21 protein-coding genes and 1 pseudogene are annotated in these 21,957 nt (G+C 59.8%); 8 read left to right on the top strand and 14 right to left on the bottom strand.

Annotated elements, in window-relative coordinates; genetic code table 11:
- Positions 1-36 precede the first annotated feature (36 nt).
- Entirely contained in the window at positions 37-1,029 is a 993-nt protein-coding gene (locus tag M0D67_RS38375) for a substrate-binding domain-containing protein (protein ID WP_132375561.1), read from the bottom strand.
- A gap of 223 nt (positions 1,030-1,252) precedes the next feature.
- Here M0D67_RS38375 and M0D67_RS38370 point away from each other — a divergent pair, with 223 nt between their 5' ends.
- Together M0D67_RS38370 and M0D67_RS38365 are read left to right on the top strand one after the other, a co-directional pair.
- Positions 1,253-2,308, top strand: coding sequence for a LacI family DNA-binding transcriptional regulator (locus M0D67_RS38370; protein WP_171927912.1), 1,056 nt, complete (start codon positions 1,253-1,255; stop codon positions 2,306-2,308).
- Positions 2,309-2,409: 101 nt separating this feature from the next.
- On the top strand, positions 2,410-3,621 hold the full coding sequence (locus M0D67_RS38365; RefSeq protein WP_266242571.1) for an MFS transporter: 1,212 nt from the start codon (positions 2,410-2,412) through the stop codon (positions 3,619-3,621).
- Between the two features lie 90 nt (positions 3,622-3,711).
- Here M0D67_RS38365 and M0D67_RS38360 read toward each other — a convergent pair whose 3' ends face one another.
- The 3 genes from M0D67_RS38360 to gltA all read right to left on the bottom strand — a co-directional run bounded on the left by M0D67_RS38360 (position 3,712) and on the right by gltA (position 9,043).
- Entirely contained in the window at positions 3,712-3,990 is a 279-nt protein-coding gene (locus M0D67_RS38360) for a hypothetical protein (RefSeq protein WP_154561763.1), read from the bottom strand.
- A gap of 453 nt (positions 3,991-4,443) precedes the next feature.
- The gene (locus M0D67_RS38355; protein ID WP_171927915.1) at positions 4,444-6,726 is read right to left on the bottom strand and encodes an amylo-alpha-1,6-glucosidase; all 2,283 of its coding nucleotides are present in this window, start codon (positions 6,724-6,726) and stop codon (positions 4,444-4,446) included.
- A gap of 1,018 nt (positions 6,727-7,744) precedes the next feature.
- Positions 7,745-9,043 (bottom strand): citrate synthase, encoded by a 1,299-nt coding sequence (gltA, locus tag M0D67_RS38350; protein WP_171929505.1) that lies wholly within the window; start codon positions 9,041-9,043, stop codon positions 7,745-7,747.
- Positions 9,044-9,477: 434 nt separating this feature from the next.
- Between gltA and M0D67_RS38345 the strand changes: the two genes are divergently transcribed.
- Positions 9,478-9,879, top strand: a complete 402-nt coding sequence (locus M0D67_RS38345; protein WP_266242564.1) for a hypothetical protein — start codon at positions 9,478-9,480, stop codon at positions 9,877-9,879.
- 14 nt (positions 9,880-9,893) lie between these two features.
- Here M0D67_RS38345 and M0D67_RS38340 read toward each other — a convergent pair whose 3' ends face one another.
- The 3 genes from M0D67_RS38340 to M0D67_RS38330 all read right to left on the bottom strand — a co-directional run bounded on the left by M0D67_RS38340 (position 9,894) and on the right by M0D67_RS38330 (position 12,900).
- A complete protein-coding gene (locus M0D67_RS38340; protein WP_266242590.1) occupies positions 9,894-10,679 on the bottom strand; it encodes an alpha/beta fold hydrolase in 786 nt (261 codons plus the stop codon).
- 317 nt (positions 10,680-10,996) lie between these two features.
- A complete protein-coding gene (locus M0D67_RS38335) occupies positions 10,997-12,049 on the bottom strand; it encodes a rod shape-determining protein (protein ID WP_266242561.1) in 1,053 nt (350 codons plus the stop codon).
- Positions 12,050-12,240: 191 nt separating this feature from the next.
- Positions 12,241-12,900: an alpha/beta hydrolase gene (locus tag M0D67_RS38330; RefSeq protein ID WP_266242560.1), complete on the bottom strand. Its 660-nt coding sequence runs from the start codon at positions 12,898-12,900 to the stop codon at positions 12,241-12,243.
- Positions 12,901-13,150: 250 nt separating this feature from the next.
- On the opposite strand from M0D67_RS38330, the gene M0D67_RS38325 reads away from it, so the two are divergent.
- Positions 13,151-14,734, top strand: coding sequence for a DHA2 family efflux MFS transporter permease subunit (locus M0D67_RS38325; RefSeq protein ID WP_171929507.1), 1,584 nt, complete (start codon positions 13,151-13,153; stop codon positions 14,732-14,734).
- A 32-nt stretch (positions 14,735-14,766) separates the two neighbouring features.
- Here the strand turns inward: M0D67_RS38325 and M0D67_RS38320 are convergent, their stop codons facing one another.
- Entirely contained in the window at positions 14,767-15,519 is a 753-nt protein-coding gene (locus tag M0D67_RS38320) for an AraC family transcriptional regulator (protein ID WP_266242559.1), read from the bottom strand.
- Between the two features lie 150 nt (positions 15,520-15,669).
- On the opposite strand from M0D67_RS38320, the gene M0D67_RS38315 reads away from it, so the two are divergent.
- The gene (locus M0D67_RS38315) at positions 15,670-16,584 is read left to right on the top strand and encodes a glutaminase (RefSeq protein ID WP_266242557.1); all 915 of its coding nucleotides are present in this window, start codon (positions 15,670-15,672) and stop codon (positions 16,582-16,584) included.
- A gap of 82 nt (positions 16,585-16,666) precedes the next feature.
- On the opposite strand, the gene M0D67_RS38310 is transcribed toward M0D67_RS38315, so the two are convergent.
- The 3 genes and pseudogenes from M0D67_RS38310 to M0D67_RS38300 form a co-directional block, all read right to left on the bottom strand.
- Complete coding sequence (locus M0D67_RS38310) at positions 16,667-17,029, bottom strand: type II toxin-antitoxin system HigA family antitoxin (protein ID WP_093636157.1); 363 nt, start codon at positions 17,027-17,029, stop codon at positions 16,667-16,669.
- A gap of 5 nt (positions 17,030-17,034) precedes the next feature.
- The gene (locus M0D67_RS38305; protein ID WP_266242556.1) at positions 17,035-17,337 is read right to left on the bottom strand and encodes a type II toxin-antitoxin system HigB family toxin; all 303 of its coding nucleotides are present in this window, start codon (positions 17,335-17,337) and stop codon (positions 17,035-17,037) included.
- Between the two features lie 183 nt (positions 17,338-17,520).
- Positions 17,521-17,646 (bottom strand): annotated as a pseudogene (locus tag M0D67_RS38300) (NmrA family NAD(P)-binding protein); the annotation flags it as partial.
- A 75-nt stretch (positions 17,647-17,721) separates the two neighbouring features.
- Here M0D67_RS38300 and M0D67_RS38295 point away from each other — a divergent pair.
- Positions 17,722-18,006, top strand: a complete 285-nt coding sequence (locus M0D67_RS38295) for a hypothetical protein (RefSeq protein ID WP_266242554.1) — start codon at positions 17,722-17,724, stop codon at positions 18,004-18,006.
- A 298-nt stretch (positions 18,007-18,304) separates the two neighbouring features.
- Entirely contained in the window at positions 18,305-18,517 is a 213-nt protein-coding gene (locus tag M0D67_RS38290) for a hypothetical protein (RefSeq protein WP_266242553.1), read from the top strand.
- A 282-nt stretch (positions 18,518-18,799) separates the two neighbouring features.
- Here M0D67_RS38290 and M0D67_RS38285 read toward each other — a convergent pair whose 3' ends face one another.
- Positions 18,800-19,222, bottom strand: a complete 423-nt coding sequence (locus tag M0D67_RS38285; protein WP_266242552.1) for an ACT domain-containing protein — start codon at positions 19,220-19,222, stop codon at positions 18,800-18,802.
- Positions 19,223-19,639: 417 nt separating this feature from the next.
- Between M0D67_RS38285 and M0D67_RS38280 the strand changes: the two genes are divergently transcribed.
- Entirely contained in the window at positions 19,640-19,900 is a 261-nt protein-coding gene (locus M0D67_RS38280; protein WP_266242550.1) for a DUF4148 domain-containing protein, read from the top strand.
- Between the two features lie 128 nt (positions 19,901-20,028).
- Here the strand turns inward: M0D67_RS38280 and M0D67_RS38275 are convergent, their stop codons facing one another.
- Complete coding sequence (locus M0D67_RS38275) at positions 20,029-21,255, bottom strand: Xaa-Pro peptidase family protein (RefSeq protein ID WP_266242549.1); 1,227 nt, start codon at positions 21,253-21,255, stop codon at positions 20,029-20,031.
- Positions 21,256-21,706: 451 nt separating this feature from the next.
- The coding region (locus tag M0D67_RS38270) for a 3-keto-5-aminohexanoate cleavage protein (protein ID WP_266242547.1) at positions 21,707-21,957 on the bottom strand (251 nt) is incomplete at its 5' end.

Raw genomic sequence — 21,957 nt, 5'->3', positions numbered from 1 at the left:
ACAACTGCGCTCACCCGTTCGGCAAAAGGATTGCGGTCAGAGGCCCATCTTTGCGAGGTCGTCAACGGTTTTGGCGTTGAGGTCCACCAGTTGGTCGACAATCAGGTTGTGACCGTCGGGATGAACAACACCCAGACCTGGGATGTTCGTGCCGTCCTTAATCGGCTGCCCCTTTACGAGCATCGTGCCCAGCGTCACAAACACTTCGCCAGCGACTTCCGGATTCCACATGTACCCGCCGCTCAACACGCCGTCGTGGACGAGCTTTCGGCCCTGTCCAGGCGAGAACGGCCCGAGAACCAGAACCTTTCCTTTCGCCTGCTGCTCCGCGACGGCGCGAGCAGCTCCAATGGGCCCCTGGCTACCGAACGCAAGAATGCCTTTCAAGTTAGGATGAGCGCGCATCAGGTCGAGCGCAGTCTTGCGCGACGCGTCCACGTCTTCAGCGACGCCGTAGCGGTCCCCGACGAGGGTCATCCCGGGATAGTTGGCCTTGATGTAGGCGATTGCCGCATCCGCCCAGGCGTTATGGAGCGGCACGGTCAGCGAACCGACGAAAACGGCGTATTCGCCCTTCCCTCCCAGCGCCTCGCCAAGGCGTTTTCCGTAGGCTTCGCCGAAACCTTTGGACGAGGCCAGTTCAAAGTCCCAGTCCACGTTCTGCTGCTTCGGGGACTCGTGGGTGATGACCTTGATACCGGCGGCTCTGGCACGCTGAAGAACGGGTTCCAAAACCTGTGCGTCGTTCGGCACGACGCCGATGACGTCTACGTGCTGCGCAATCAAGTCCTCGATTGCTCGGACCTGGAGCGCAGGGTCAGCGCTCGTCGGCCCGACCATGAATGCCTTGACGCCGAGCTGGTCAGCGCGCTTCTTGATTCCCGCTTCCATGGCGTTGAACCATGGAATGCCTCCAATCTTCACAACGACACCGATTACAGGCTTGTCAGGCGAGGCCGATGCAAAACTCGTCGTCAAAGCGAGCGCGACTGCGCCGGCACCCAAAGTGCGGATGATGTTCTTGAACATGTCTCCTCCGGTAGACGCCTAGGCACGCAGACGCCCTGAATGAGTGATAAAAGGCCCGATTTCGTATTTTGCTAAAGTTGCTAAATCCATTTAGCAATTCGGGTGGGTGTATGCTGAATCTATTTAGCAGTTCGGTCGAGCCGTAAAAACCCTGGTGTTGGGTACTGTCGCGAAACGGCTACCTTTTCGGGACACAACGGCGCAATGCCCTCGGAGCAACTTGATGGCAAGCAGCAACCCAGGACGCAAGTCCACGATTTATGACGTCGCAAAGGCGACCGGCTCCTCGACGGCTACAGTCAGCATGGTGTTGAACGGGAGTTGGGTTCGCTATCGAATCAAGGAGGAAACCGCGAACCGAATACTCGAAAGCGCCCGCCAGCTTGGGTATAACGTCAACATGAAAGCTCGAGGACTCAGGCTATCGCGCTCGGGTCTAGTGGGTATGGTTCTTCCCCATTATCGGAACCGTTTTTTCGCGGGACTCGCCGAGACCTTCGAAGAGCAGGCTCGTAGTCGTGGCCTTTGTCCGATAGTCGTGGGCACTCAGCGCGACCCTGCAGTCGAGGTGAGCGTTACTGAAACACTTCTATCGCAGCGGGTTGAGCTGCTATTTATCGCCGGCGTGCGTAACCCGACACCACTGAACACGCTTTGTTCGGCGGCAGGCGTCCCTTCCATCAACCTGGACCTGCCAGGAGACGGTGCGCCATCGGTCGTTTCCGATAACCGCAAAGGCGCTCAAGCTATTACGGATGTGCTGATTGAAAAGCTGCTGGCACGGGGCGCGGCACCAGACGAGTTGGTCTTGCTAGGAGGTGTAGCGGATGAATATGCGACCGAGACGCGTATCGCAGGATTCAGAGACGCTTTCGAAGCTCGTCAAATGACGCCTGCTGCAGATGCAATCGAGTGTTGCGGATATAACGCCGCTGCTGCCAAACGCGTACTCTCAATTCGCTATGAAAAACTTGGACGACTTCCAGCCGGTTTGCTGATGAATTCGATTACCGCGTTTGAAGGGGTGGTTCAGTTCACATCGACGTTGTCGCCCGACGCGTGGAAGTCTGCGGTTGTTGGCTGCTTCGACTGGGACCCATTCGCGGCAAATCTACCTTTCGACGTGACCATGTTGCGGCAGGACGTGCAAGCAATCATTTCTGAAGCGTTCAAGTTGGCCGAAAACCATGACTCGACGGACCGCTCTCTGATTCTCGTGCCAACAGTTCTGGGCAAGAAGTTTGAAGAAGCCGAGCAAACGAAGGAGTTTGACCGATAACTTCGGTCTAGAAATGGTTGCGGTCACAATCAACAGTCGTAATTTCCGAAGCGAGACCGTGAAGACCACGGTCGTCGCCAGGCCGTCTGAATCGAGAAAACATGCAGACCAATTCCACGCCGCGCGCCGGCACGCTTAGCCAAATCCCACGTGGTATCTGGATGCTCGGCTTCGTCAGCATGTTCATGGACATTTCTTCGGAAATCATTCACAGCCTTTTGCCGATGTTCCTGGTGACGAGTCTGGGCGCGAGCGCGATGATGGTGGGCCTGATTGAAGGCGTCGCGGAAGCGACTGCACCCATTGTGAAAATGTTCTCCGGCGCGCTCAGCGACTACCTTGGCAACCGGAAATGGCTCGCGGTCATCGGATACGGCATGGGTGCGTTGAGCAAACCGTTGTTTGCGCTCGCGCCAACATCTGGCATCGTTCTGACGGCGCGCATCGCGGACAGAATCGGGAAAGGTGTGCGGGGTGCGCCGCGCGACGCGCTCGTAGCTGATATCACGCCCGCTCACCTGCGGGGCGCCGCCTATGGTTTGCGACAGTCGCTCGACACGGTCGGCGCGTTTCTCGGGCCGTTGCTCGCCGTCGTGTTGATGCTGCTGTGGGCAGACAACTTTCGTCTCGTATTCTGGGTGGCTGTGATTCCAGGGCTCGTTGCGGTGTCGTTGCTGGTGTTCGGCATCAAGGAACCAGCGCACCATTCGGACGCGAAGCGCGTCAACCCGATGAAGCTCGAAAGCCTGAAGAAGCTGAGCCGCTCTTATTGGTGGGTGGTATTCATCGGGGCGGTATTCACGCTCGCGCGGTTCAGCGAGGCATTCCTCGTCCTGCGCGCGATGCAAGGCGGCGTACCGATTGCGCTGGTGCCGCTTGTGATGGTTGCAATGAACCTTGTGTATTCCGTGTCGGCCTATCCCTTTGGCAAACTGGCTGACTCGATGAGTCACACCAGACTGCTCGCCATCGGCCTTGTGGTGCTAATTGCGTCGGACGTTGTGCTTGCACACGGAAGCCACTGGCCGGTCGTACTACTGGGTGTCGGTTTGTGGGGACTGCATATGGGGCTCACGCAGGGCCTGCTGGCAACCATGGTTGCGCATACAGCACCGCCTGACCTGAAAGGCACCGCGTTCGGTTTCTTCAATTTGATGAGCGGTCTGGCGATGCTTGTGGCGAGCGTCGTCGCAGGTGAGTTGTGGGACCGCCTGGGAGCCGGCGCGACGTTCTACGCGGGAGCGGGGTTCTGTTTGCTGACCCTGTGCGCTCTGGCTATCGGCGGAGGAATACGCCGAAAGCGCGCCATCTAGTTGAAAACGGTGCCGAGAGGTGCGTCTAACCGGGCACGGGCAATGTTGTTGCGAACCCTGCGCGACATCAGATAACGATTACGCAACGATTCATTGTTCGTCATCGTCCCCGTGGTGCTTGTACCAGCCCTTGTGTTTGCCGTTGTCATGCCAATGACGTTCATCACGGTATTCGCCCTGATATCCGTAACCATATACAGGCGCCGGCGCATAGACCACTGGAGGCGGTTGATAGACAACGGGGGGCGGCACTACATATACCGGACCGGGCACGCCGAGAAAAACGTTGACGTCTGCATGTGCCGACGCTAGCCCTGAGGCGCTGGCACCACAAATTCCCAAAGCGAATAAAACCATCGCGCGTTTCATGATGCACTTCCGTTCAAGTTAGGTAGTCCGCCCAAGCGGCTCGATACATCCCCAAATTTGATGGTAGATGAGGGAACTACCGGCAGGTGAAACGTCGAGGCGACTCCTGTAACCTTTTGTAAGCTTAACGTCGAGTTGCCCGTCAATCCGAAGCGCGTTCTTTGAAGGCGGCTCTGTCAGGCCGGCCGTCGGACATCGGCTCGTCACAGGGGCCGTCAGCCCCCAGTTCTCTATCACTGATACGGTATGTGGCGTACCGTCAGTGATGATGACAGCTGCGTGGAAATGGATTTTTTGTGTCCGTATTGAACATCAGCACATGCACTCCGCTCGAGTTGCCTTTTGATTGGGCCGGTGAGCAACCGAAGCAATTTCGGCTGACTCGCCCGCGCCCATAGGACAGGTATCGTTTGCGAGCCGCCCGTGCGCTTCGTGCGTCGCGAAAACGTGGTTCTACAGCAACGCGACCACCCGCACATCGCCCTGCTCGGCCGCCGACGCGACCACCTTGTCGCCGATCCGCCGGAACGTGATCGACACTGACGAATCGCCCACCTTCAGATCGCCGACTTCGAGCCAGTCGATGCCCTCGGGCAGCATGGGCTGCTCGATCACGACTTCACGCCGCTCCGCATCGATCGTGATACCCAGACAGGCTTCGAGCATCATGAACGGCGAGCCCGCCGCCCAGGCTTGCGGCAGACAGGCGACCGGATAGGCGGTAGGCGGCTCGCCCCGCCGCCGAGGGAAACCGCAGAACAGCTCGGGTAAGCGCATGTCGAAATTGACTGCTGCCTGGAACAGCGCCTGCAACAGCCGCACGGCCGCCGCCTTGCCGCCGTAGCGTGACAGGCCGCGTGCGCAGAGCGCGTTGTCATGTGGCCAGACCGAGCCGTTGTGGTACGCCATCGGGTTGAAGCGCGCCTGACTTGCGGCCAGCGTCCGCACGCCCCAGCCGGTATGGAACAGCGTGGAGTCGAGCGCGTGCACCACCGCTTCGCCGCGCTCGCGCGAAGGCAGACCGAAGGCCAGCAAGTGACCCGCATTCGACGCCATCACACGGCACAGTTCGCCGTGGCCGTCGAGCGCGATGCCATAAAAGCCGGACTCTTCCATCCAGTACTTTTCTTCGACGCATTGACGGATTTTCTTCGCGCGCTCGCTGTATTGCTTTGCCTGATCGTGCAGGCCCCGCAGCTTGGCAAAGTGAGCCATCGTATCAAAGGCGGCACTCGCATATGCCTGCACTTCGACGAGTGCAATCGGGCCGTCGGGGAAACGGCCGTCGGCGTGGAAGACCGAATCGTGGCTGTCTTTCCAGCCTTGATTGGCGAGACCGCCGTCGGACTCGCGCTGATAGTCCAGCAGACCGTAACGGTTCTTGTCGCACACGCCCGCGACCCACTGCGCCGCGCGCTCCAATGCCGGCCACAGTTCGTCGACGAGTGCGAGATCACCCGTGCGTGCCGCATAAGCGCCGGCCAGCACGATGAAGAGCGGCGTGCTGTCGACGCCGCCGTAGTACAGCGCGAACGGCACTTCGCCGGTGGCGGCCATTTCGCCCTTGCGCATCTCGTGCATGATCTTTCCGGGCGCTGCGTCACGAAACGGCGAATTCTCGCGTGCCTGATGTTCGGCTAGAAAGCGCAGTACGCCCGCGGCCAGATTCGGTTGCAGCCACAGCGTCTGCAGCGACGTGATGATCGCATCGCGGCCGAACGGCGTTGAAAACCACGGGATACCGGCGTAGGGATACGGGCCGGTGGCGAGATCGGTCGTCAGCAAACCGAGGTCGGCAAGCGAACGGTCGATCCACGCGTTGAAGAGCGGATTGCTCGAACGCACGCGGGCGGTGACGCGGCGGCGCTCACGCATCACCAGGTGGGCGTCGACCAGTGCGGCGCGCACAGCAGCGCGGCCGACGCGTGGGCGCTCAGCATCGATTTGCGACAGATGGGCTTCGCTCACCGCATGCGTGGGCTGTGCGACGCCCGCGGCCGGCTTGTCGGCTTGCGCGACGACTTGCACCGAGATGGACAGATAGATCGATACGCACGCTTGCGCCGGCAGCTTGACGGTGTAGTCCGCGCGATCGGCGAAGAGCTTGTCCGGTTCCGGCAAGAAGGCGATCTGCACATTGCGCGCCACGTCGTCGAGACCGATATAGCCGAGCAGCACTTCGCGGTTCTCGACGCGCGCCGGTTCGACACGGCCCTGTTTGTCGCGCCTGAGGCCGCGCACTTCGAACATGTCGCGAAAGTCGCTGGCGAAGGAGATGGACAGTGGCACGACTGCATCGCTCGTGCCGTAGTTGGTCAGTTCGATCGCTTCGTTGAGCACGGTACCGGAGAGCACGCGCACGCGTTCGACGTGGATCACGCCTTCCGGTGTGCTGTCGCCGCCGAGCGGCGGCAGGGGGCGGTTGGTCAGATGCGCGGTGAACGAGGTGTTGTCGCTGCTGACGCTGCCTGACAGCAGCGAGGGCGCGCGGCCGCCGAAGGTAAGGCGCAGGTTCGAGAGGACGCGGGTGTCGTTGACGAACAGGCCGTCGTCGTGGCCGGTGATATCGCCGAGGGGGTCGTTGACGATAAAGGTGTCGCCAGACTTCAGCACGTGCTGGGTGGCGCTTGCGACGTTGAGGTTTTCCGTCGGGATGAATGCGCCGTCCGGCTCGGGTTCGCGGTGGTCGATTCCGCCCGAGTGGGACAGGCCGCCGAGGGCTTCTGGCTGCTGCATCAGGTCGCTCCTATGGTGTTCGGGTTCGGGTTCGCTTTCGCGTTGACTTTCGGGTTCGGATGCTGCTGAGGGCTGGCTGGTCGATTCCGATTGTAGAGGGTCTGTCCGCGTCAGACGAACTTATCACAGAGGAGTTTCTAGGTTTTGGTTTGGCATGGGATGTGCAGGGTTTTTTGCACCAAGTGCAGGTTTTTTGCCTGCGCGGCGCTTTTGTCTGTGTTCTTGGGGCTTTGGCCTTTCCTTGTTTTGTTAGTGGTCTATTAGCGTTGCCCCTGTGCGGGGCGGCACCTACTTCTCTTTGCCGGCTGCAAAGAGAAGTAGGCAAGAGAAAGCAGCTCAAACCGCTACTGCTAAGTGGGCACCGTGGTCTGCATAGGGTAGTGGTGCATCTGGAATCCGTGTTCTCGCACATTCCGCGTTAGTGACAAAGGACTCATCAGCTCCCACTCCGCACTACGTGCGTCGCGGACGGGTCTGCATGGGAAACCACGGGCTTCGGTCGAGGTCCGTGGGGGCCGTCGGCTTCGCCTCGGCGACGCGCCTCCGCATTCACCCCGGAACCCCTCTTCAAATGATGTGTCGGTGCGCGGCAATCATCGTCCCCGTCCCGATCGCAGACGCAGTTACCGTTCGAATCGGAATCGCAACGGTAATAGCGGTGCAACGACGAGCCACGACCTGTTGGCGAGGCGTGAGCGTCAAAACGTAGCGGGGGGTTTGATGAAGTACGCTTCGGCGCGCGCAGCGACGCCGGAAGTATGACGCCCTTGTCACTGGCGTATGCAGGGGCACGAACACAGATTCCAGATGCGCCACTACCCGCAGCAGACCACGGGCCCCACTTAGCAGTAGCGGTTTGAGCTGCTTTCTCTTGCTTACTTCTCTTTGCAGCCGGCAAAGAGAAGTAAGTGCCGCCCCGCACAGGGGCAACGCTAATAGACCACTAACAAAACAAGGAAAGGCCAAAGCCCCAGGCACACAGACAAATAAGCGCCGCAAAGGCAAAAACCCAAAACCTTTACCGCCTGGAAAGCGGCAGAGCCTCGCGCTGAGTCTCCCCGACAAACAATTGCCGCGGCCGCCCAATCTTCTGCTCCGGATCAGCAATCATCTCATTCCACTGCGCAATCCACCCCACCGTCCGCGCCATCGCGAAGATACAAGTGAACATCGCAGTCGGAATCCCCAACGCACGCTGCACAATCCCCGAGTAGAAATCGACATTCGGATAAAGCTTGCGCGAAACGAAGTATTCATCTTCAAGCGCAATCTTCTCGAGCGCCATAGCGAGCTTGAACAACGGGTCATCATGCAAACCCAGCTCTTCGAGCACTTCGTGACAAGTCTCACGCATCAGCTTCGCGCGCGGATCATAGTTCTTGTAGACGCGATGACCAAACCCCATCAGCTTCACGCCGGAGTTCTTGTCCTTCACCTTCGCAATGAATTCAGGAATGTTGTCGACCGAACCGATCTCTTCCAGCATGTTCAATGCGGCTTCATTCGCTCCACCGTGCGCCGGCCCCCATAGGCATGCAATACCCGCTGCGATACACGCGAAAGGATTGGCGCCAGACGAACCCGCGAGACGCACCGTCGAGGTCGACGCATTCTGCTCGTGATCCGCATGCAGAATCAGAATGCGATCCAGCGCGCGCACCAGCACGTCGTTGACCTCGTACTCTTCCGCCGGATTGGCGAACATCATCCGCATGAAATTCGCGCTGTACGACAAGTCGTTCTTCGGATAAACGAAAGGCTGGCCCACGGTGTACTTGTACGCCATCGCCACCAGCGTCGGCAGCTTCGCAATCATGCGGATCGCGGATACGTCACGGTGTTGCTGGTTATTGATGTCGAGCGAGTCGTGATAGAAGGCCGACAATGCACCCACTGCGGCGACCAGAATCGCCATTGGGTGCGCGTCGCGGCGGAAACCGCGGAAAAAGAAATGCATCTGCTCGTGCACCATCGTGTGCTGAGTGACAGTGTTGACGAACTCTTCCTTCTGCTCCGCATTCGGCAGTTCGCCCTTCAGCAGCAGGTAGCAGGATTCGAGGAAGTCGGCGTTTTGCGCCAGATTGTCGATCGGATAACCGCGGTACAGCAGCTCGCCTTTGTCACCGTCGATATACGTGATTTCGGAATTGCACGCCGCCGTGGACATGAAACCCGGGTCGTACGTGAACTTGCCAGTCTGGCCATACAGCTTGCGAATGTCGATGACATCAGGCCCGAGCGTGCCCTGATAAATCGGCAAATCAATCGTCTGATCGCTGTCGGAAAAGCTCAGCGTTGCGTGTGTCTTCGAGTTCATCTACACGTTCCTTTTACTTTCACATCGCACACATGCCGGCATGCTCGATCGTCGGATCGCCGCGTGGCATGCTCAGGCTCCGCTTCGCATTCTACGGTCCGAAGGTGCTTTGATTGCGGCGATTGACAGCAACAATCCATCTCGGCTGGCGCAACATTCGTTGCCTGACAGATAGGCGTAATCGCCGGAAACATGCAGAAATAAGCCGAAGTACGCAGCACGAAAACGCGCTGAGTCCGCCGGGCGACGTTGCCAGCCAAATGAAAGTTAGTACGCTTGCTGCAACAATGTTTTGCGGCCGCCAGGCTGCACAAGCGACGCTGCTCTGCGATACTGAGTCCGTGTTTTGCTTCCCCTGCGAACACATCGCTGTCTTTGGCCCGCCGTTCTACGGCGGGCCTTTTTAATCAGCCAGAAGAACAAGGAAGGACCAGATGAACGCCTCACTCGAAACACTGTTTCCGGATCATGTCCACAACGAAGACAACATCGTCACCGCGTTGAATCATCAGGATATCGTCGTGGCGTTGTCAGCGGCGTTGACGACGCAAGACGTGGCGGTACTGCATATGCTTTACCCGCGTACCGACGCGCGCACCCATCGCAGTCTCGATACGCTGGTGGATGTGCTGCATGGTCATGGCCTGCATGAAGTCGCGGATCTGATCGCGCAGGAAGCGCACTATCTGCTGTTCAAAGACCCGGTGAAGGCATGGAAAGCCTTCCACGAAATTCGCAACGACTCGCTCGCGATCGGCGTGCATCTGTATTACCACGGCCTCGTCGGCGAAGCCGCGGAACGCGCGCTCGATAAAGACGCGCATCGCAAGGCCTGAACTGCACCGGCAATTCAAACGTCCACTGAGCGAATGAACTCGTCGACGTAACGATTGAACGCTGCCGGATGTGCGAGATTCATCCCGTGCGAGGCGCCGCGCACCGTTTCGCGGCGTGTATCCGGCAGCCATGTTTGCAGCGCCGTCGCAGTGCGGCGGAACATGTCGGGACTCTTTTCTCCGTCGATCAGCAGCACCGGGCAGCGCACCTCAGCCGCCTGCTCGGGTACGTAGGCCGGCAACGGGTCGCGGAATTGACGCGCGAGCGTGTGGGCGTTGTCAGTCGCCATCTTGCGAAAACCCGGCGTGCTCATCGCCCAGAAACCGGGGCGGCTCACCGAATCGACGAACAGTTGCAAGCCCGCTTCCACCTCACCTGTTTCGATCAACTGCGCGGCTTTTGCGCGCAATGCGTTCACGGTCTCCGGCAAACTCGCGGGCGGTCGCCCGGCAATCTGCAACGGTCCGCCCGGGTCGGCGAGCGTCAACGTGCGCACGTACTGCGGATGGCGCCGGGCGAAATGAAAGGCCACGCACCCGCCGCGCGAATGACCCACCACGTGCGCCGGCCCGGCACCGAAACGATCGATGAATTCGGCCACGTCATCCGCATGTTCGCTCCAGCTAAACGGCTGGTCGGGCTCGGTATCCGTCACCGGCCAGTAATGCGTGAGACTCACCGTGACGCAGCGGTATTGCTTCGCCAGACCCGCGAGTTGCGGCTGCCAATAGCGGTAATCGCACAGCGAGCCATGCACGAACAGCAGCAGTTCCCCTTCCCCGGCTTCGACATAGGGCATGCGCAAGCCGCTATGCAGTTCTATAAAGGACGGGGGTGCGGGAGAGGACGAAGCGGAAACGGATTGATTCACAGGTGGGTCACGGACGGCGCGGCAACGGCTGAAACCATCAGCGGTGCCGGCTAGAAAAGGATTCGAAGAAGAAAACGTGTTCGCGTCCCTGAATTTGGGACAAGGGGCGTATTGTCACACAGCCATTCAATATGCGCCGAGGCTCGTTCGCGTGCGTGTCGCGGCTTATATGCCGAGCACCTCGCGAGCCGCGCGCCGTGCCCGAAGGTTCATGCCACCTGCAACGCGGGACGTCCCGCATCAAATCATTCGTAGGCGGTATCGTCGAGCAAACCGGCGGCGACCGCCGCGCCCGCGCCACGCACCGCGCAAGTGAGCGGTTCATCGGCGACGCGGACCTCGAGCCCGAGTTCATTGGTCAGGCGGCGCCCCAGATTGCCGAGCAGCGCGCCACCGCCGGTCAGCACAATGCCGCTGTGCGCGATATCGGTCACCAGTTCCGCGGGCGCCGTTTCAAGCGCACGTTTCACCGCGCCGATCACCTGACGCAGCGGACCCTCGATCGCATCGGCGATATCGTGATTGCTCAACTGAACCGTGCGCGGCAAACCGTCGTCGACGCTGCGCCCGGTCGCGTTCATATGTTCGACCGGCACCTCGCGCAAGGCCGTACCGATGCCCTTCTTGACGTGTTCGGCGGTTTGTTCGCCGAGCAGCACGCCATACAGATTGCGCACGTAACTGATGATCGCCATGTCGAAACTGTCGCCGCCCACGCGAATCGAGCCGCTATACGCGAGGCCGCCGAGCGAGATCACGCCGACTTCGGTCGTGCCACCGCCGATGTCGACCACCATCGAGCCAATCGCCTCCGAAACCGGCAGGCCCGCGCCGACCGCCGACGCCAGCGATTCGCCGATCAGACTGACCTTCCATGCGCCGGCCGCCACCGCGGCTTCCTTGATCGCGCGACGCTCGACCTGGGTCGCGCCCGCCGGCACGCACAAGGTGAATGCGGCGCGCCGGCTGAACAGCGGCCGCGGTCGAGCCATGTCGACGAATTGCCGGATCATCTGTTCGGCAGCGGAAAAGTTGGCGATCACGCCGTGCCGCATCGGCCGTACGGCTTCGACGTTGCCCGGCGCGCGGCCGAGCAACTGGCGCGCTTCGATGCCCACGGCCGTCACGCGTTTTTGCCCGGCGGCCGACTCTTTCTGGAAAGCCACGACGGACGGCTCGTTCAGCACGATGCCGCCGTTGTCGGTATAGATGAGGGTATTGGCCGTGCCGAGGTCCACCGCCACAGAATGACGGAACAGTCGATCGAAAAGCGGGTAATACGGCGTCGGTCTGGCCATAGGAAGGCTCTGATGTGTCGTTATCCGCCCTTGCAGGGCAATATGGAAAATGCGCCCCCGGTCACCCGAACCGCGTGGCACGCCCAGATGGGCGTTGCGCGGTCCGCGCGGCGGGAGTGATTTTCATGCTAATGAGCAGTTAACGGCAAGCAGATCAGAATCTTTAGGGCCACTTTTCAATTGGGACCGTGTCAGTCGCGCGACAAAGTGCCGAGCGCATGCTCCAGCGCCTGCTTGCCGAGTTCGACGCCGTCCGCGTTAATCGTGTGGCCAATACCGGGCAAGGCGTACGCGTCGACTGTGTAGCCGGCGTTGCTGAAGGCATCCGCGGCGTATTCCAGCTCCTGTACCGGGATCACTTCGTCTTCTTCGCCGTGCACGAGCGTGAGCGGCGTACCGTTCTGCGCGACGATCACCGAGGCGAGCCGCCCCGAAAACGCGACAACGGCCGCAGCGCCTTCCGCGCTAGTCGCCACGTGATGCATCGCCATGATCGAGCCTTGCGAGAAACCGACCAATGCAAGCCGATCGAAAGAAAGCTGCCAGTGCGCCAGTTCCGCCTCGAGCATGTGCCGCAATGCCGGATAGGCGGCGGCCACACGCGCCTCGCGATTGCCCTCGTTGACATCGCGCAGGCTGAACCATTGGCGCCCGCCAAAGCCGCCGTCGAAAGCGTCAGTGCCGTCGAGCGAGACAAACGCCACGTCCGGCAGGCTCTCGCTCCAGATGTCCGCGAGCGGCATCAGATCGCGCGCATTGCTGCCCACGCCGTGCATCAGCACCACGAGTGCCTTGGCCGGCGTGATCGCCGGCGCGCGCCGCCAGCCGTGTTCGAATTGCTCCCAAGCCATATTCAATTCCTCTCTCTGTACCCGCTGTACTTTCGGTTTCACGGCGCGTGGTTTCGCGCCATGCAGCCTCAGCCGGGAGCATACGCTGCCGCATTGGTTTCTGCCGTCCGACCTGCACGGCTCGACGACGCCAAAACGCGAATACAGGTATGCTTTTTTGCGAGCATTCGATGGACCGCCCAGCTCATTGCCCGGGTGGTGAATAGAACGCCGTGCAGAACGTCCGTCGCATCGCCATCCGGAGAATCGTTTGAGCCAGCCCTCTTCCGCGCCCGCCGCTGCCCCGCCTGCACCACCTACACCGCCGCCTCTGCAAGGCGGCAAACTGGTTCTGGCGACCATCGCCGTTGCGCTCGCCACTTTCATGAACGTGCTCGACACGTCGATTGCAAACGTTGCGATCCCAACCATTTCGGGTAACCTCGGCGTCTCGGTCGACGAAGGCACGTGGGTCATCACGGTGTTCGCCGCGGCCAATGCCGTCTCGATTCCGCTGACCGGCTGGCTCACGCAACGCATTGGCCAGGTCAAACTGTTTGTCGGCGCGATTCTGATGTTCGTGCTGGCGTCGTGGTTGTGCGGTATTGCGCCCACGCTGCCGATCCTGCTGGTCGCCCGGGTGTTCCAGGGCGCGGTGGCCGGCCCGCTTATTCCACTCTCGCAAGCGATTCTGCTCGGCTCGTATCCCAAGGAAAAATCGTCGACCGCGCTCGCGCTATGGGCCATGACGGCCACCGTCGGCCCGATTGCCGGCCCCGCGCTCGGCGGCTGGATCACGGATAGCTACAGTTGGTCGTGGATCTTCTACATCAACATTCCGGTCGGCATTTTCGCGGCCGGCGTGACGTGGATGATCTATCGCACCCGCGAGTCGGCAACCCGCAAGCCACCCATCGACGTGGTCGGGCTCGGCCTGCTGGTTACATGGGTCGCGTCGCTGCAGATCATGCTCGACAAGGGCAAGGACCTCGACTGGTTTTCGTCGCCGGTGATCGTGATTCTCGGCATCACCGCGGTGATCAGTTTCGCGTTCTTCCTCGTGTGGGAATTGACTGAAGAAAACCCGATCGTCGACTTGCGGCTGTTCCAGCAGCGCAATTTTCTCGGCGGCACGATTGCGATTTCGGTGGCGTACGGCGTGTTCTTCGGCAACCTGGTGCTGCTGCCGCAATGGATGCAGGAGTATCTGAACTACCGTTCCGTGGATGCCGGTCTCGTCACTGCGCCGCTCGGCGTCTTCGCGGTGCTGCTCGCGCCGGTGATGGGCCGCGTGCTGCCGCGCTCGGATGCGCGCATCATCGCCACGCTCGCATTTATCGGCTTTGCGATCGTGTTTTATATGCGCTCGAAGTACGTGATCGAAATCGACACGTGGCACCTCGTGCTCCCCACGCTGCTGCAAGGCATTCCGATGGCGCTGTTCTTCGTGCCGCTGACGGCGATCATTCTGTCCGGCCAGCCGCCGAACAAGATTCCGGCGGCCGCCGGCCTGTCGAATTTCGCGCGGGTGTTTTGCGGCGCGGTGGGCACCTCGATCGCCGGCAACGAGTGGAACAACCGCACCGTGCTGCACCATGAACGGCTGACCGAGCAGGCTACCGTGAACAACCCGCTGTTCAACCAGCAGATCGATTCGACCCAGTCGTTGCTGCATCTGAATACGCAATCGTCGCACGCGCTGTTCGATTTCACTGTGAACACTCAGGCCGCGATGATGGGCCTGAACGACATCTTCTTTGTGTCGGCGATCATTTTCATTCTGATCATTCCGCTGATCTGGATTACGAAGCCGGCCAAGGGCGGCGGCGGAGCGGCCGCGTCGGGCGCGCACTGATCGCGGTGTTTTTTGGCGCTGCCTCAGTGGAGTCAGCGGAAATAGCGGGCGGGCGTGTCGCCGAAGGCATCACGGAACACCGCAATAAACGAGGACACGTCGTTGTAGCCAACTTCGAGCGCCACCTGCGTGACGCTCTCCCCGGCGCCGAGGTGCTCCAGTGCAACCAGCAACCGCAGTTGCTGCCGCCACTGGCCGAAGGTCTGCCCGGTCTCCTTGACGAAAAGGCGCGCCGCCGTGCGAGCGGTTACGCCGGCAGCCCGGGCCAGATCGTCGAGCACCGCAGGTTCCGCCGGGTTGGCGCTCAGCGCTTCGGCGATCCGCTGGATCCGTGGATCTTGCGGCCAGTGCAGCGCCAGAGAGGCCGTGGGTAACCCCAACAGGCGGTCCAGCAAGACTTGCAGAAGACGCTCCGCGGGTTCGTCGAACGGTTTGTCGTACGGCAGTTCTGCTGCGGCACCCAGCAAAGCTTCCGCCAGAGGGTCGAGCGCCAGGGCACCGCTTTGCGCGGGTAGCGGCGCAGCGTCCGCATCGGCATACAGAGAATGGAGTTGCACCGGCTCGGCGGCCGACAGGTAATGCTGTACGTTCGCCATCAGCCAGAGCGCGTGCCCCGTCGGCACGACCCATCGTGAGGTTTCGGTGCGCACGGTCAGCACGCCAGCGCTCACGTGGATCAGCCGCGCGCGACGGTAGGCGCGCCACGGTTCGTCCAGCACGTTGTAACGCTCATCGACCACGAATACCGGACGCGCGACGCCGTCCGGATCGAAGGCTTGCGTCATGAATTGTCTGTTTTACCCGGTTACTGTAAGAAACACAGTAAGACTAGCATAGCCTTCGCGAAACGCTGTTCGAACCCGACAGCGCCTCGCCGCATAAACAATTCGCGCCAGGTTGCCAGTAGAATCGCGGCTTCAAACGGTCCGAGCCCAATGAACTACGCATCCATCCTCGAACAGATTCATCGCGATCTTCAGCCTTACCTGGGTACCGGCAAGGTCGCCGATTACATTCCGGAACTGGCAAAGGTCCCGGCCGACAGCTTTGGCATGGCCATCGTCACCCCGTCCGGCGAGGTCTTCCGCATCGGCCAGGCCGATACGCGCTTCTCGATTCAGAGTATCTCCAAGTTGTTCGCCTGCACCATGGCTTTCCGGCTGCTCGGCGACGAACTGTGGCAGCGCGTCGGCCGCGAGCCGTCGGGCACGCCGTTCAATTCGCTGGTGCAGCTTGAAGCAGAGCAAGGCAAGCCGCGCAACCCGTTTATCAACGCTGGGGCACTGGTCGTCACCGATGTGCTGTGCCGCCGCTTCGTGCGTGCCGAGACAGCGCTGGTGGAGTTTATGCGGCGGCTGACCGGTGAGATCACGATCGACTACGATTCGCGCGTCGCGCAATCAGAGCTTCAACATGCAGACCGCAACCAGGCGATGGCGCATTTCATCGCGAGCTTCGGCAATATGGACATGCCCGTCCACGCGGTGGTCGAGGCGTATTGCCGGCAGTGCGCGATTTCGATGAGCTGTGTCGAGCTGGCGAAGGCTGCGTTGTTTCTGAGCAATGGAGGCGTTGTGCCTTCGACCGGGGAACGCATCCTCGACAGCAGTTCGACCAAGCGTTTGTCGGCCCTGATGCTAACGTGCGGCACCTACGATGCTGCGGGCGACTTCGTCTTTCGTGTCGGCTTGCCAGCCAAGAGCGGCGTGGGTGGCGGCATCGTCGCGATACTGCCGGGCGAGATGGCGGTCTGCGTGTGGTCGCCCGGGCTCGACGCGAACGGCAATTCACTTGCCGGCGCGAAGGCACTGGAATTGTTGACCACGATTACTGGGCGGTCGATTTTTTGATTTTGTTGAGCGGGCGTTTCGGCGACGTATGCGATCCAGGCGATCGATCTCAGTCGCAGCGGGGGCGCCGCTCCTTTTCCGGTCAAGCCACTCCGATCAGCACGTCAGCAGGAATGTGCAATCCCGCGTGAAGGCGGCGAATCATCGTAAGGCTGAGGGCGCGCTTGCGGTTCAAAACCTCGTAGACCCGGTTCGCGTTACCGATGTACGGCTGCATATCCGGGACCGACAAGCCGGCCTGTTCCATCCGGAATTTGATGGCCTCAACAGGATCCGGGCTTTGCAGCGGGAAGGTTTCGGCTTCGTAACGCTCCACCAGGATCGACAGAATATCAAGGCGATCACCATCCGGCGTGCCAGGCGCCGGGTCGGCATCGACGAGTTCGGATACGGTCGCGAGCGCGGCCTTGTAATCATCCTCAGTATGCAGGGGGCGGATATCCATGTTCGTTACTCCAATTCCACGGTTTCAGCGTCGATCTTGTCATACTCGGCGTGGGTGCCAACAAATTTGACATAGACCACACCGATTCGATACGCGATCGCAACTATCAATCGAAAATCGTTGCCCTTGATGTTGAACACCACTCTGTTTTTCCCAATGAAACTTGCCGAGCCGTATTGATCCTTGATGTCCTGTGGCGTTTTCCAGTTCGCTTTGGAAGCTTCCGCGTGCCACGCCAACAGCGATTGCTCGGCTTGAGCGTGCCCTTCGATGAAGGAAAGAATGGTTTTTTTGGCAACGATTCGCATGCAGGACATTTTAGTCCCAAATTGGGACTGCCGCAACCGGCGCGTTGAAATAGAGACCTGACGATCCTCCCTGGGAATCAGTTTTCTGATTCAACACCGCGACGACGGCTGCGGCGTGGCGACCTTATCCGGTGTTTGCCATCCTCGCTATGTCGCCGCCCCCCTTGCCGCCCCCTAGCCCGCCCGCTCCACCCACTCCGCCGCCTTCTTTTTGTCGCGTAAGACAGCGCGCACTGCGTGTCCCGCGTCCAATAACGCGCGTGCTGCCGCGCCGCCCACCTTCCCTGTCACACCGGTAATTGCATACATCTTCATCGCTCCTTGAATCCGGCCAATGCCGTTCTGAGCGTGATTCTCGGCGTTTCTTGATGATTTCACGAGAGCATGAATGTCATTTTCTTAATGACTCGACGGCATGAAGAGCCCTATCCGGAACCCCAGCAGTGCTATGGAGAAACATCAAAGTCTGCGGGGAAATTTGATTGGAAGGCCGGTACCACTGTTGAAGTTTCAGGCATGAAACAGGGTCAAAGTTCGCAGCAGCAACTGCGGTCTCTGAGGCTCCATCGATTCCAGCTCCGCAAAGTTTGCAGGATCGCCCACCAACAACGCTTACGAAACAACGACAAAAAGGGACGCATCGAAATCATGCTGCGCCGCATCAAATAGGGACGCACCATTGCGAATTGGTGCTTCCGGATCAGCGGGCGGTGCTGCATCCTGGTCTGGGTTGGGTGGGTCTTCGGGGACAGGTGGCGGCGAATTGCGCACAGCATCGCGCAGCGCGTCGCGCTCCCAAGCCTCCCCAACTTTTGCGCGCTCTCTCCTGCGTCGCAAAGTTATCTCCGATCTGCGCGAATACCCGGCAACGGTGCACGCCGCTCGGGAGTATGTGGAAGCGTTCCGCGAATTCGGTGAGCCGATCGACCTTTGTGGCCAGGTTGAATACGAATGTGCTAAGGCTGTGATGGCAGCGTTAGCACTTGCCCGGACCACGCGTCGGCGGCACGAAGCCGCGACGTGGAAGCCGGGCGCCAAAGATTCAGCTATGGAGCGCGAACTGTCCGACTTCATCGCGAGCGCTGAAGAAGAGCGCAAGGCGTCGCTCGAGCATCGAATGGAGTCCACAGTTGGTCGGCGAGCTGGTGCGCAACCGTTCAAACAGGCGCTAAGCGCCTGAGGCCTAGACGAGACAAGCGGATATCACTCTGTCAGGCGTTTCACGTTAAGGGTTGTTCGACGCCTGCCCGCACGCGTCGTCGTGCGCTCACGCGGCAGCAGACAAGGGCAGGCGTCGAACAACCCTTAACGAACTGAGACCAGGCCGCATCGCGCTCGCGTGCACGCACGGCTGCGCAGTCTGTCGATCTGAAGTGGTCGTCCAGGGCAGTCGTGTCAGACAGGGCGACCCAGTCGCCTCGATAAGAAGAACCACGCCAGTTCGCGGTCCGGCAGGGGCTCTTCAGGCCCTCTGTAGAATGTCCATCGCCTTTTCGGCATCGTCCAACGAGTCGACCGCGAGATAAGCAATGAACTGTGTGCCAAGTACAGCAGCGGAAACGCCGCGGAGGTTGATCCCCCCGTCGGCCAGCATCTGGGTCAATTGCGCGATGATCCCCAACTGGTCCAAGCCCATTACACGGACGGAGTGAAGGCTCGGGGTGACGGTGAACCCGACCTGTGTCGCGGCATGGATCTCCCTCTCCCCCTGCAGCGGTGCGACAAACACGACCCCTTTGCCCGATGCTTCCGGCGTGCGACGTGCGATGACGAACTGCAGGTCTACGCCAGCATCCCGCAAAGCGCTTAATACTTGCGCAAGCCCGCCCGGTTTGTCGTCGATGGTAGCTGCCCAAACATCGACGCGTTCTACGCTCAGTTCCATGGCAGCCCCTCCCGCCTGATTCATCTCCCAATTAAAATCTACTTCACCAACGGCACGCGAGCAAGGCTGTAGAGGTAACCATAAAACTTCCGTTTGGAAGTTTTATGGTTACCTCTACAGCAGCCTGTGAAAACGCTTGGGAGCCATTCGGGCGGAAGGCAGCCAAGTCCAACAGTTGCCTGCAAAGCCCCGCCAGGTTTGGATCCCGCATCCCCGGACCACGGCCTACCCATCGTCCTACCCATACAACGCTGCCACACTCCGGTCTTGCGCCGAACACAATCGTCTCGAAATTCGCAACAGTCTATAGCTGGATTAGGTATTTACCCCAATCGCCCCAACTCCTAAACTACCGCCATTTGCAACAGACATATGGGTTTGTTGCTCATATCAAAATAATCGCTGGAGGTAGTCACCATGAAGTCGATCATCAAGGCCGTTGCCATTGCAGCCCTCATCGCTGCTCCGCTCGCTTCGTTTGCGCAGTCGAGCCAGCCCGTGACGCGCGCGCAAGTCCGCGAAGAACTTGCCCAGCTTGAAAAAGCTGGCTACAACCCGAACGACTGGCTGAACTACCCGGCAAACATTCAGCGCGCTGAAGCCATCGTTGCGCAACAGAACAGCAACAACACTGCTTACGGCGCCGATACCAGCAGCACGTCGCAATCGGGCAAGTAGGAATCCAGCTGGCTCGCCCGGCATCCTGAAACAGGCCCATATCTCGTATGAGAGCGGGCCCGTGCTATTGCAGCTGATATCTCCGTCTCTGGCCGGTGACTTCGGCCGGGAGTGTTCGTCCGTCGAACCTACGCGACGCGAAAAGGATCGTCGATGGAATATGCGGGTCGGGTAAACCACCGCGGTCCCTCCTCGGTCATGTAGAAGTGATCTTCGTGCCTCACTCCAAATTCGCCGGGAATGCAGATCATGGGTTCATTGCTAAAACACATCCCAACTTCCAGCAGCGTTTCGTCGTTCCCCACCAGATACGGCGCCTCATGCAAGTCGAGGCCAATGCCGTGGCCAGTCCGATGCGGCAAACCCGGTAGCTGATGGCCAGGACCGAACCCATAGGTTTCCAGGCAACGTCTCGCCGCGCGATCGACCTCTGCACATGAAACACCCAACTGTGCAGCATCAAAAGCAGCGGCTTGTGCTGCCTTTTCTGCGTTCCACACAAATCGCTGCCGATCGTTTGCATCACCGAAAACGTAGGTGCGCGTGATATCGGAAACATAGTTCTTGTACTTGCAGCCGGTGTCGATCAGGACCACGTCATTGCGTTTGAGAACTTGCGGCTCTTTGACCCCATGTGGATAGGATGTTGCCTCCCCAAACAGGGCGATGCAGAAATGCGACCCTGCCGCGCCCACTTTCCGATGCGCCCGGTCTATGAAGTCACAAACATCCACCGTGCTAATTCCCTCGCGCAAGATGCTTGCCGCCGCCCGCTGAACCTGCAAAGTCATGTCTTTAGCGGCCTGCATGATTGCAATCTCCGTGCGCGATTTGTTCTTTCTCAAAGACCCAATCAAAGCGTCGGCGCAGACTAATTCATAATTCTCCGATAATTCCTTCAATCCAAAATAAACTGATGCCGAGGCGGTTCCGCAGATAGCAATTTTCGCGCGACTTCCGTGAACTGGCGCTATGCCGATTGCAAGCAAGGCTTTATAAAACGCCGCATACGCACTTTCGTCTTCGTGCCAGCACATGACGTCGCTTTCAACCTTCATGCGATCGCGCAACGTCCTTTCCTCGAACCACGGTGCGATGTAGATCAAACTCCCCTTCGCAGGGATGATGGCACCAAGAAGCCTTTCACTGGGGTGCCATTCTATTCCAGTGAAATAAAGCAGATTAGTCCCCGCATTGACGTAAACCGCATCGACGCCAGCATCCGTCATATTTCTCTGCAATTTACTTATCCGCGTCAGATGTTCAACTGCACTGATTTCCTCAACCTCACTCGCACACGGCAAGAGTCGCGCCAATGCCGTTTGCTGATCACTACCACCTACGCCGTTTGTCATCTTCACTCTCGTTAATGAAACGGAACACGTTTCGTTGTTCTGGGCGACCGCCCCACTGGCGAAGATTCGATGCCCTCACAGGCGATTCTCTGCGCCATGCCGGGTGCATGTTGTCCCAATTGACCTGTTTCTATACTCGCGCATCCGCAACCGATACTGCGCATGGTCAAACTAGCACGATAGAGGTTCTATTTGCTTGTGAGATCGGATCGCAATGGATGCAGATTCCTGCATAGTCTCGCGCCCATCCAATCACCCCCGGCCACGTGTCTCAAGGCGACCTGGCCTCAGTGCTTGCGGCGTGCGCCAGACAGTGAATAAGGCACCGCGCATGCTCACGCAGCAGGGGCTGCTTTCGGCCGACTCGGTACCTGACGATTCTCGACGTGCCGTCGCTCCGGCACATAGCCGAGGGCGCACGCTAACCTCACACCAATGTGCATTCGAAAATTCAGACAGCCTTGCGCAGGAAGCCTTGGTTACCACCGTTGCGATTGGGCGCGAAGCCGTTGGCCAGCAGGGTCTCCTCTGCCGTGTCGTAGAACACACCGATCTTGCTGATTTCGCGCGCCTGCTGGGCGGTGGCCACCTCGCGGCCGAACTCGCGCGAGATACGCACCAGTTGCTCGATCTGCTCGACCGTGCTCATCTTCTTCGTGCGCGCCTGGTTCCAGAGACAGTCCTCGGTGCCGCAGCGCACGT

It is taken from the genome of Paraburkholderia sp. SECH4 (assembly GCF_030511745.1).
Taxonomy (GTDB): Bacteria; Pseudomonadota; Gammaproteobacteria; order Burkholderiales; family Burkholderiaceae; genus Paraburkholderia; species Paraburkholderia madseniana.
Note: the sequence above shows the minus strand (reverse complement) of the source record. Positions and strands in the feature narration are given on the sequence as shown.

Coding starts and splice junctions, on each gene's coding strand:
- M0D67_RS38295 (WP_266242554.1), top strand. CDS start 17,722: ATGAATGTCATTTTCTTAATGACTCGACGGCATGAAGAGCCCTATCCG.
- M0D67_RS38370 (WP_171927912.1), top strand. CDS start 1,253: ATGGCAAGCAGCAACCCAGGACGCAAGTCCACGATTTATGACGTCGCA.
- M0D67_RS38340 (WP_266242590.1), bottom strand. CDS start 10,679: ATGCCCTATGTCGAAGCCGGGGAAGGGGAACTGCTGCTGTTCGTGCAT.
- M0D67_RS38305 (WP_266242556.1), bottom strand. CDS start 17,337: ATGCGAATCGTTGCCAAAAAAACCATTCTTTCCTTCATCGAAGGGCAC.
- M0D67_RS38345 (WP_266242564.1), top strand. CDS start 9,478: ATGAACGCCTCACTCGAAACACTGTTTCCGGATCATGTCCACAACGAA.
- M0D67_RS38320 (WP_266242559.1), bottom strand. CDS start 15,519: ATGACGCAAGCCTTCGATCCGGACGGCGTCGCGCGTCCGGTATTCGTG.
- M0D67_RS38330 (WP_266242560.1), bottom strand. CDS start 12,900: ATGGCTTGGGAGCAATTCGAACACGGCTGGCGGCGCGCGCCGGCGATC.
- M0D67_RS38355 (WP_171927915.1), bottom strand. CDS start 6,726: ATGCAGCAGCCAGAAGCCCTCGGCGGCCTGTCCCACTCGGGCGGAATC.
- M0D67_RS38360 (WP_154561763.1), bottom strand. CDS start 3,990: ATGAAACGCGCGATGGTTTTATTCGCTTTGGGAATTTGTGGTGCCAGC.
- M0D67_RS38275 (WP_266242549.1), bottom strand. CDS start 21,255: ATGACAAACGGCGTAGGTGGTAGTGATCAGCAAACGGCATTGGCGCGA.
- M0D67_RS38375 (WP_132375561.1), bottom strand. CDS start 1,029: ATGTTCAAGAACATCATCCGCACTTTGGGTGCCGGCGCAGTCGCGCTC.
- M0D67_RS38280 (WP_266242550.1), top strand. CDS start 19,640: ATGAAGTCGATCATCAAGGCCGTTGCCATTGCAGCCCTCATCGCTGCT.
- M0D67_RS38310 (WP_093636157.1), bottom strand. CDS start 17,029: ATGGATATCCGCCCCCTGCATACTGAGGATGATTACAAGGCCGCGCTC.
- M0D67_RS38315 (WP_266242557.1), top strand. CDS start 15,670: ATGAACTACGCATCCATCCTCGAACAGATTCATCGCGATCTTCAGCCT.
- M0D67_RS38335 (WP_266242561.1), bottom strand. CDS start 12,049: ATGGCCAGACCGACGCCGTATTACCCGCTTTTCGATCGACTGTTCCGT.
- gltA (WP_171929505.1), bottom strand. CDS start 9,043: ATGAACTCGAAGACACACGCAACGCTGAGCTTTTCCGACAGCGATCAG.
- M0D67_RS38365 (WP_266242571.1), top strand. CDS start 2,410: ATGCAGACCAATTCCACGCCGCGCGCCGGCACGCTTAGCCAAATCCCA.
- M0D67_RS38285 (WP_266242552.1), bottom strand. CDS start 19,222: ATGGAACTGAGCGTAGAACGCGTCGATGTTTGGGCAGCTACCATCGAC.
- M0D67_RS38290 (WP_266242553.1), top strand. CDS start 18,305: ATGGCAGCGTTAGCACTTGCCCGGACCACGCGTCGGCGGCACGAAGCC.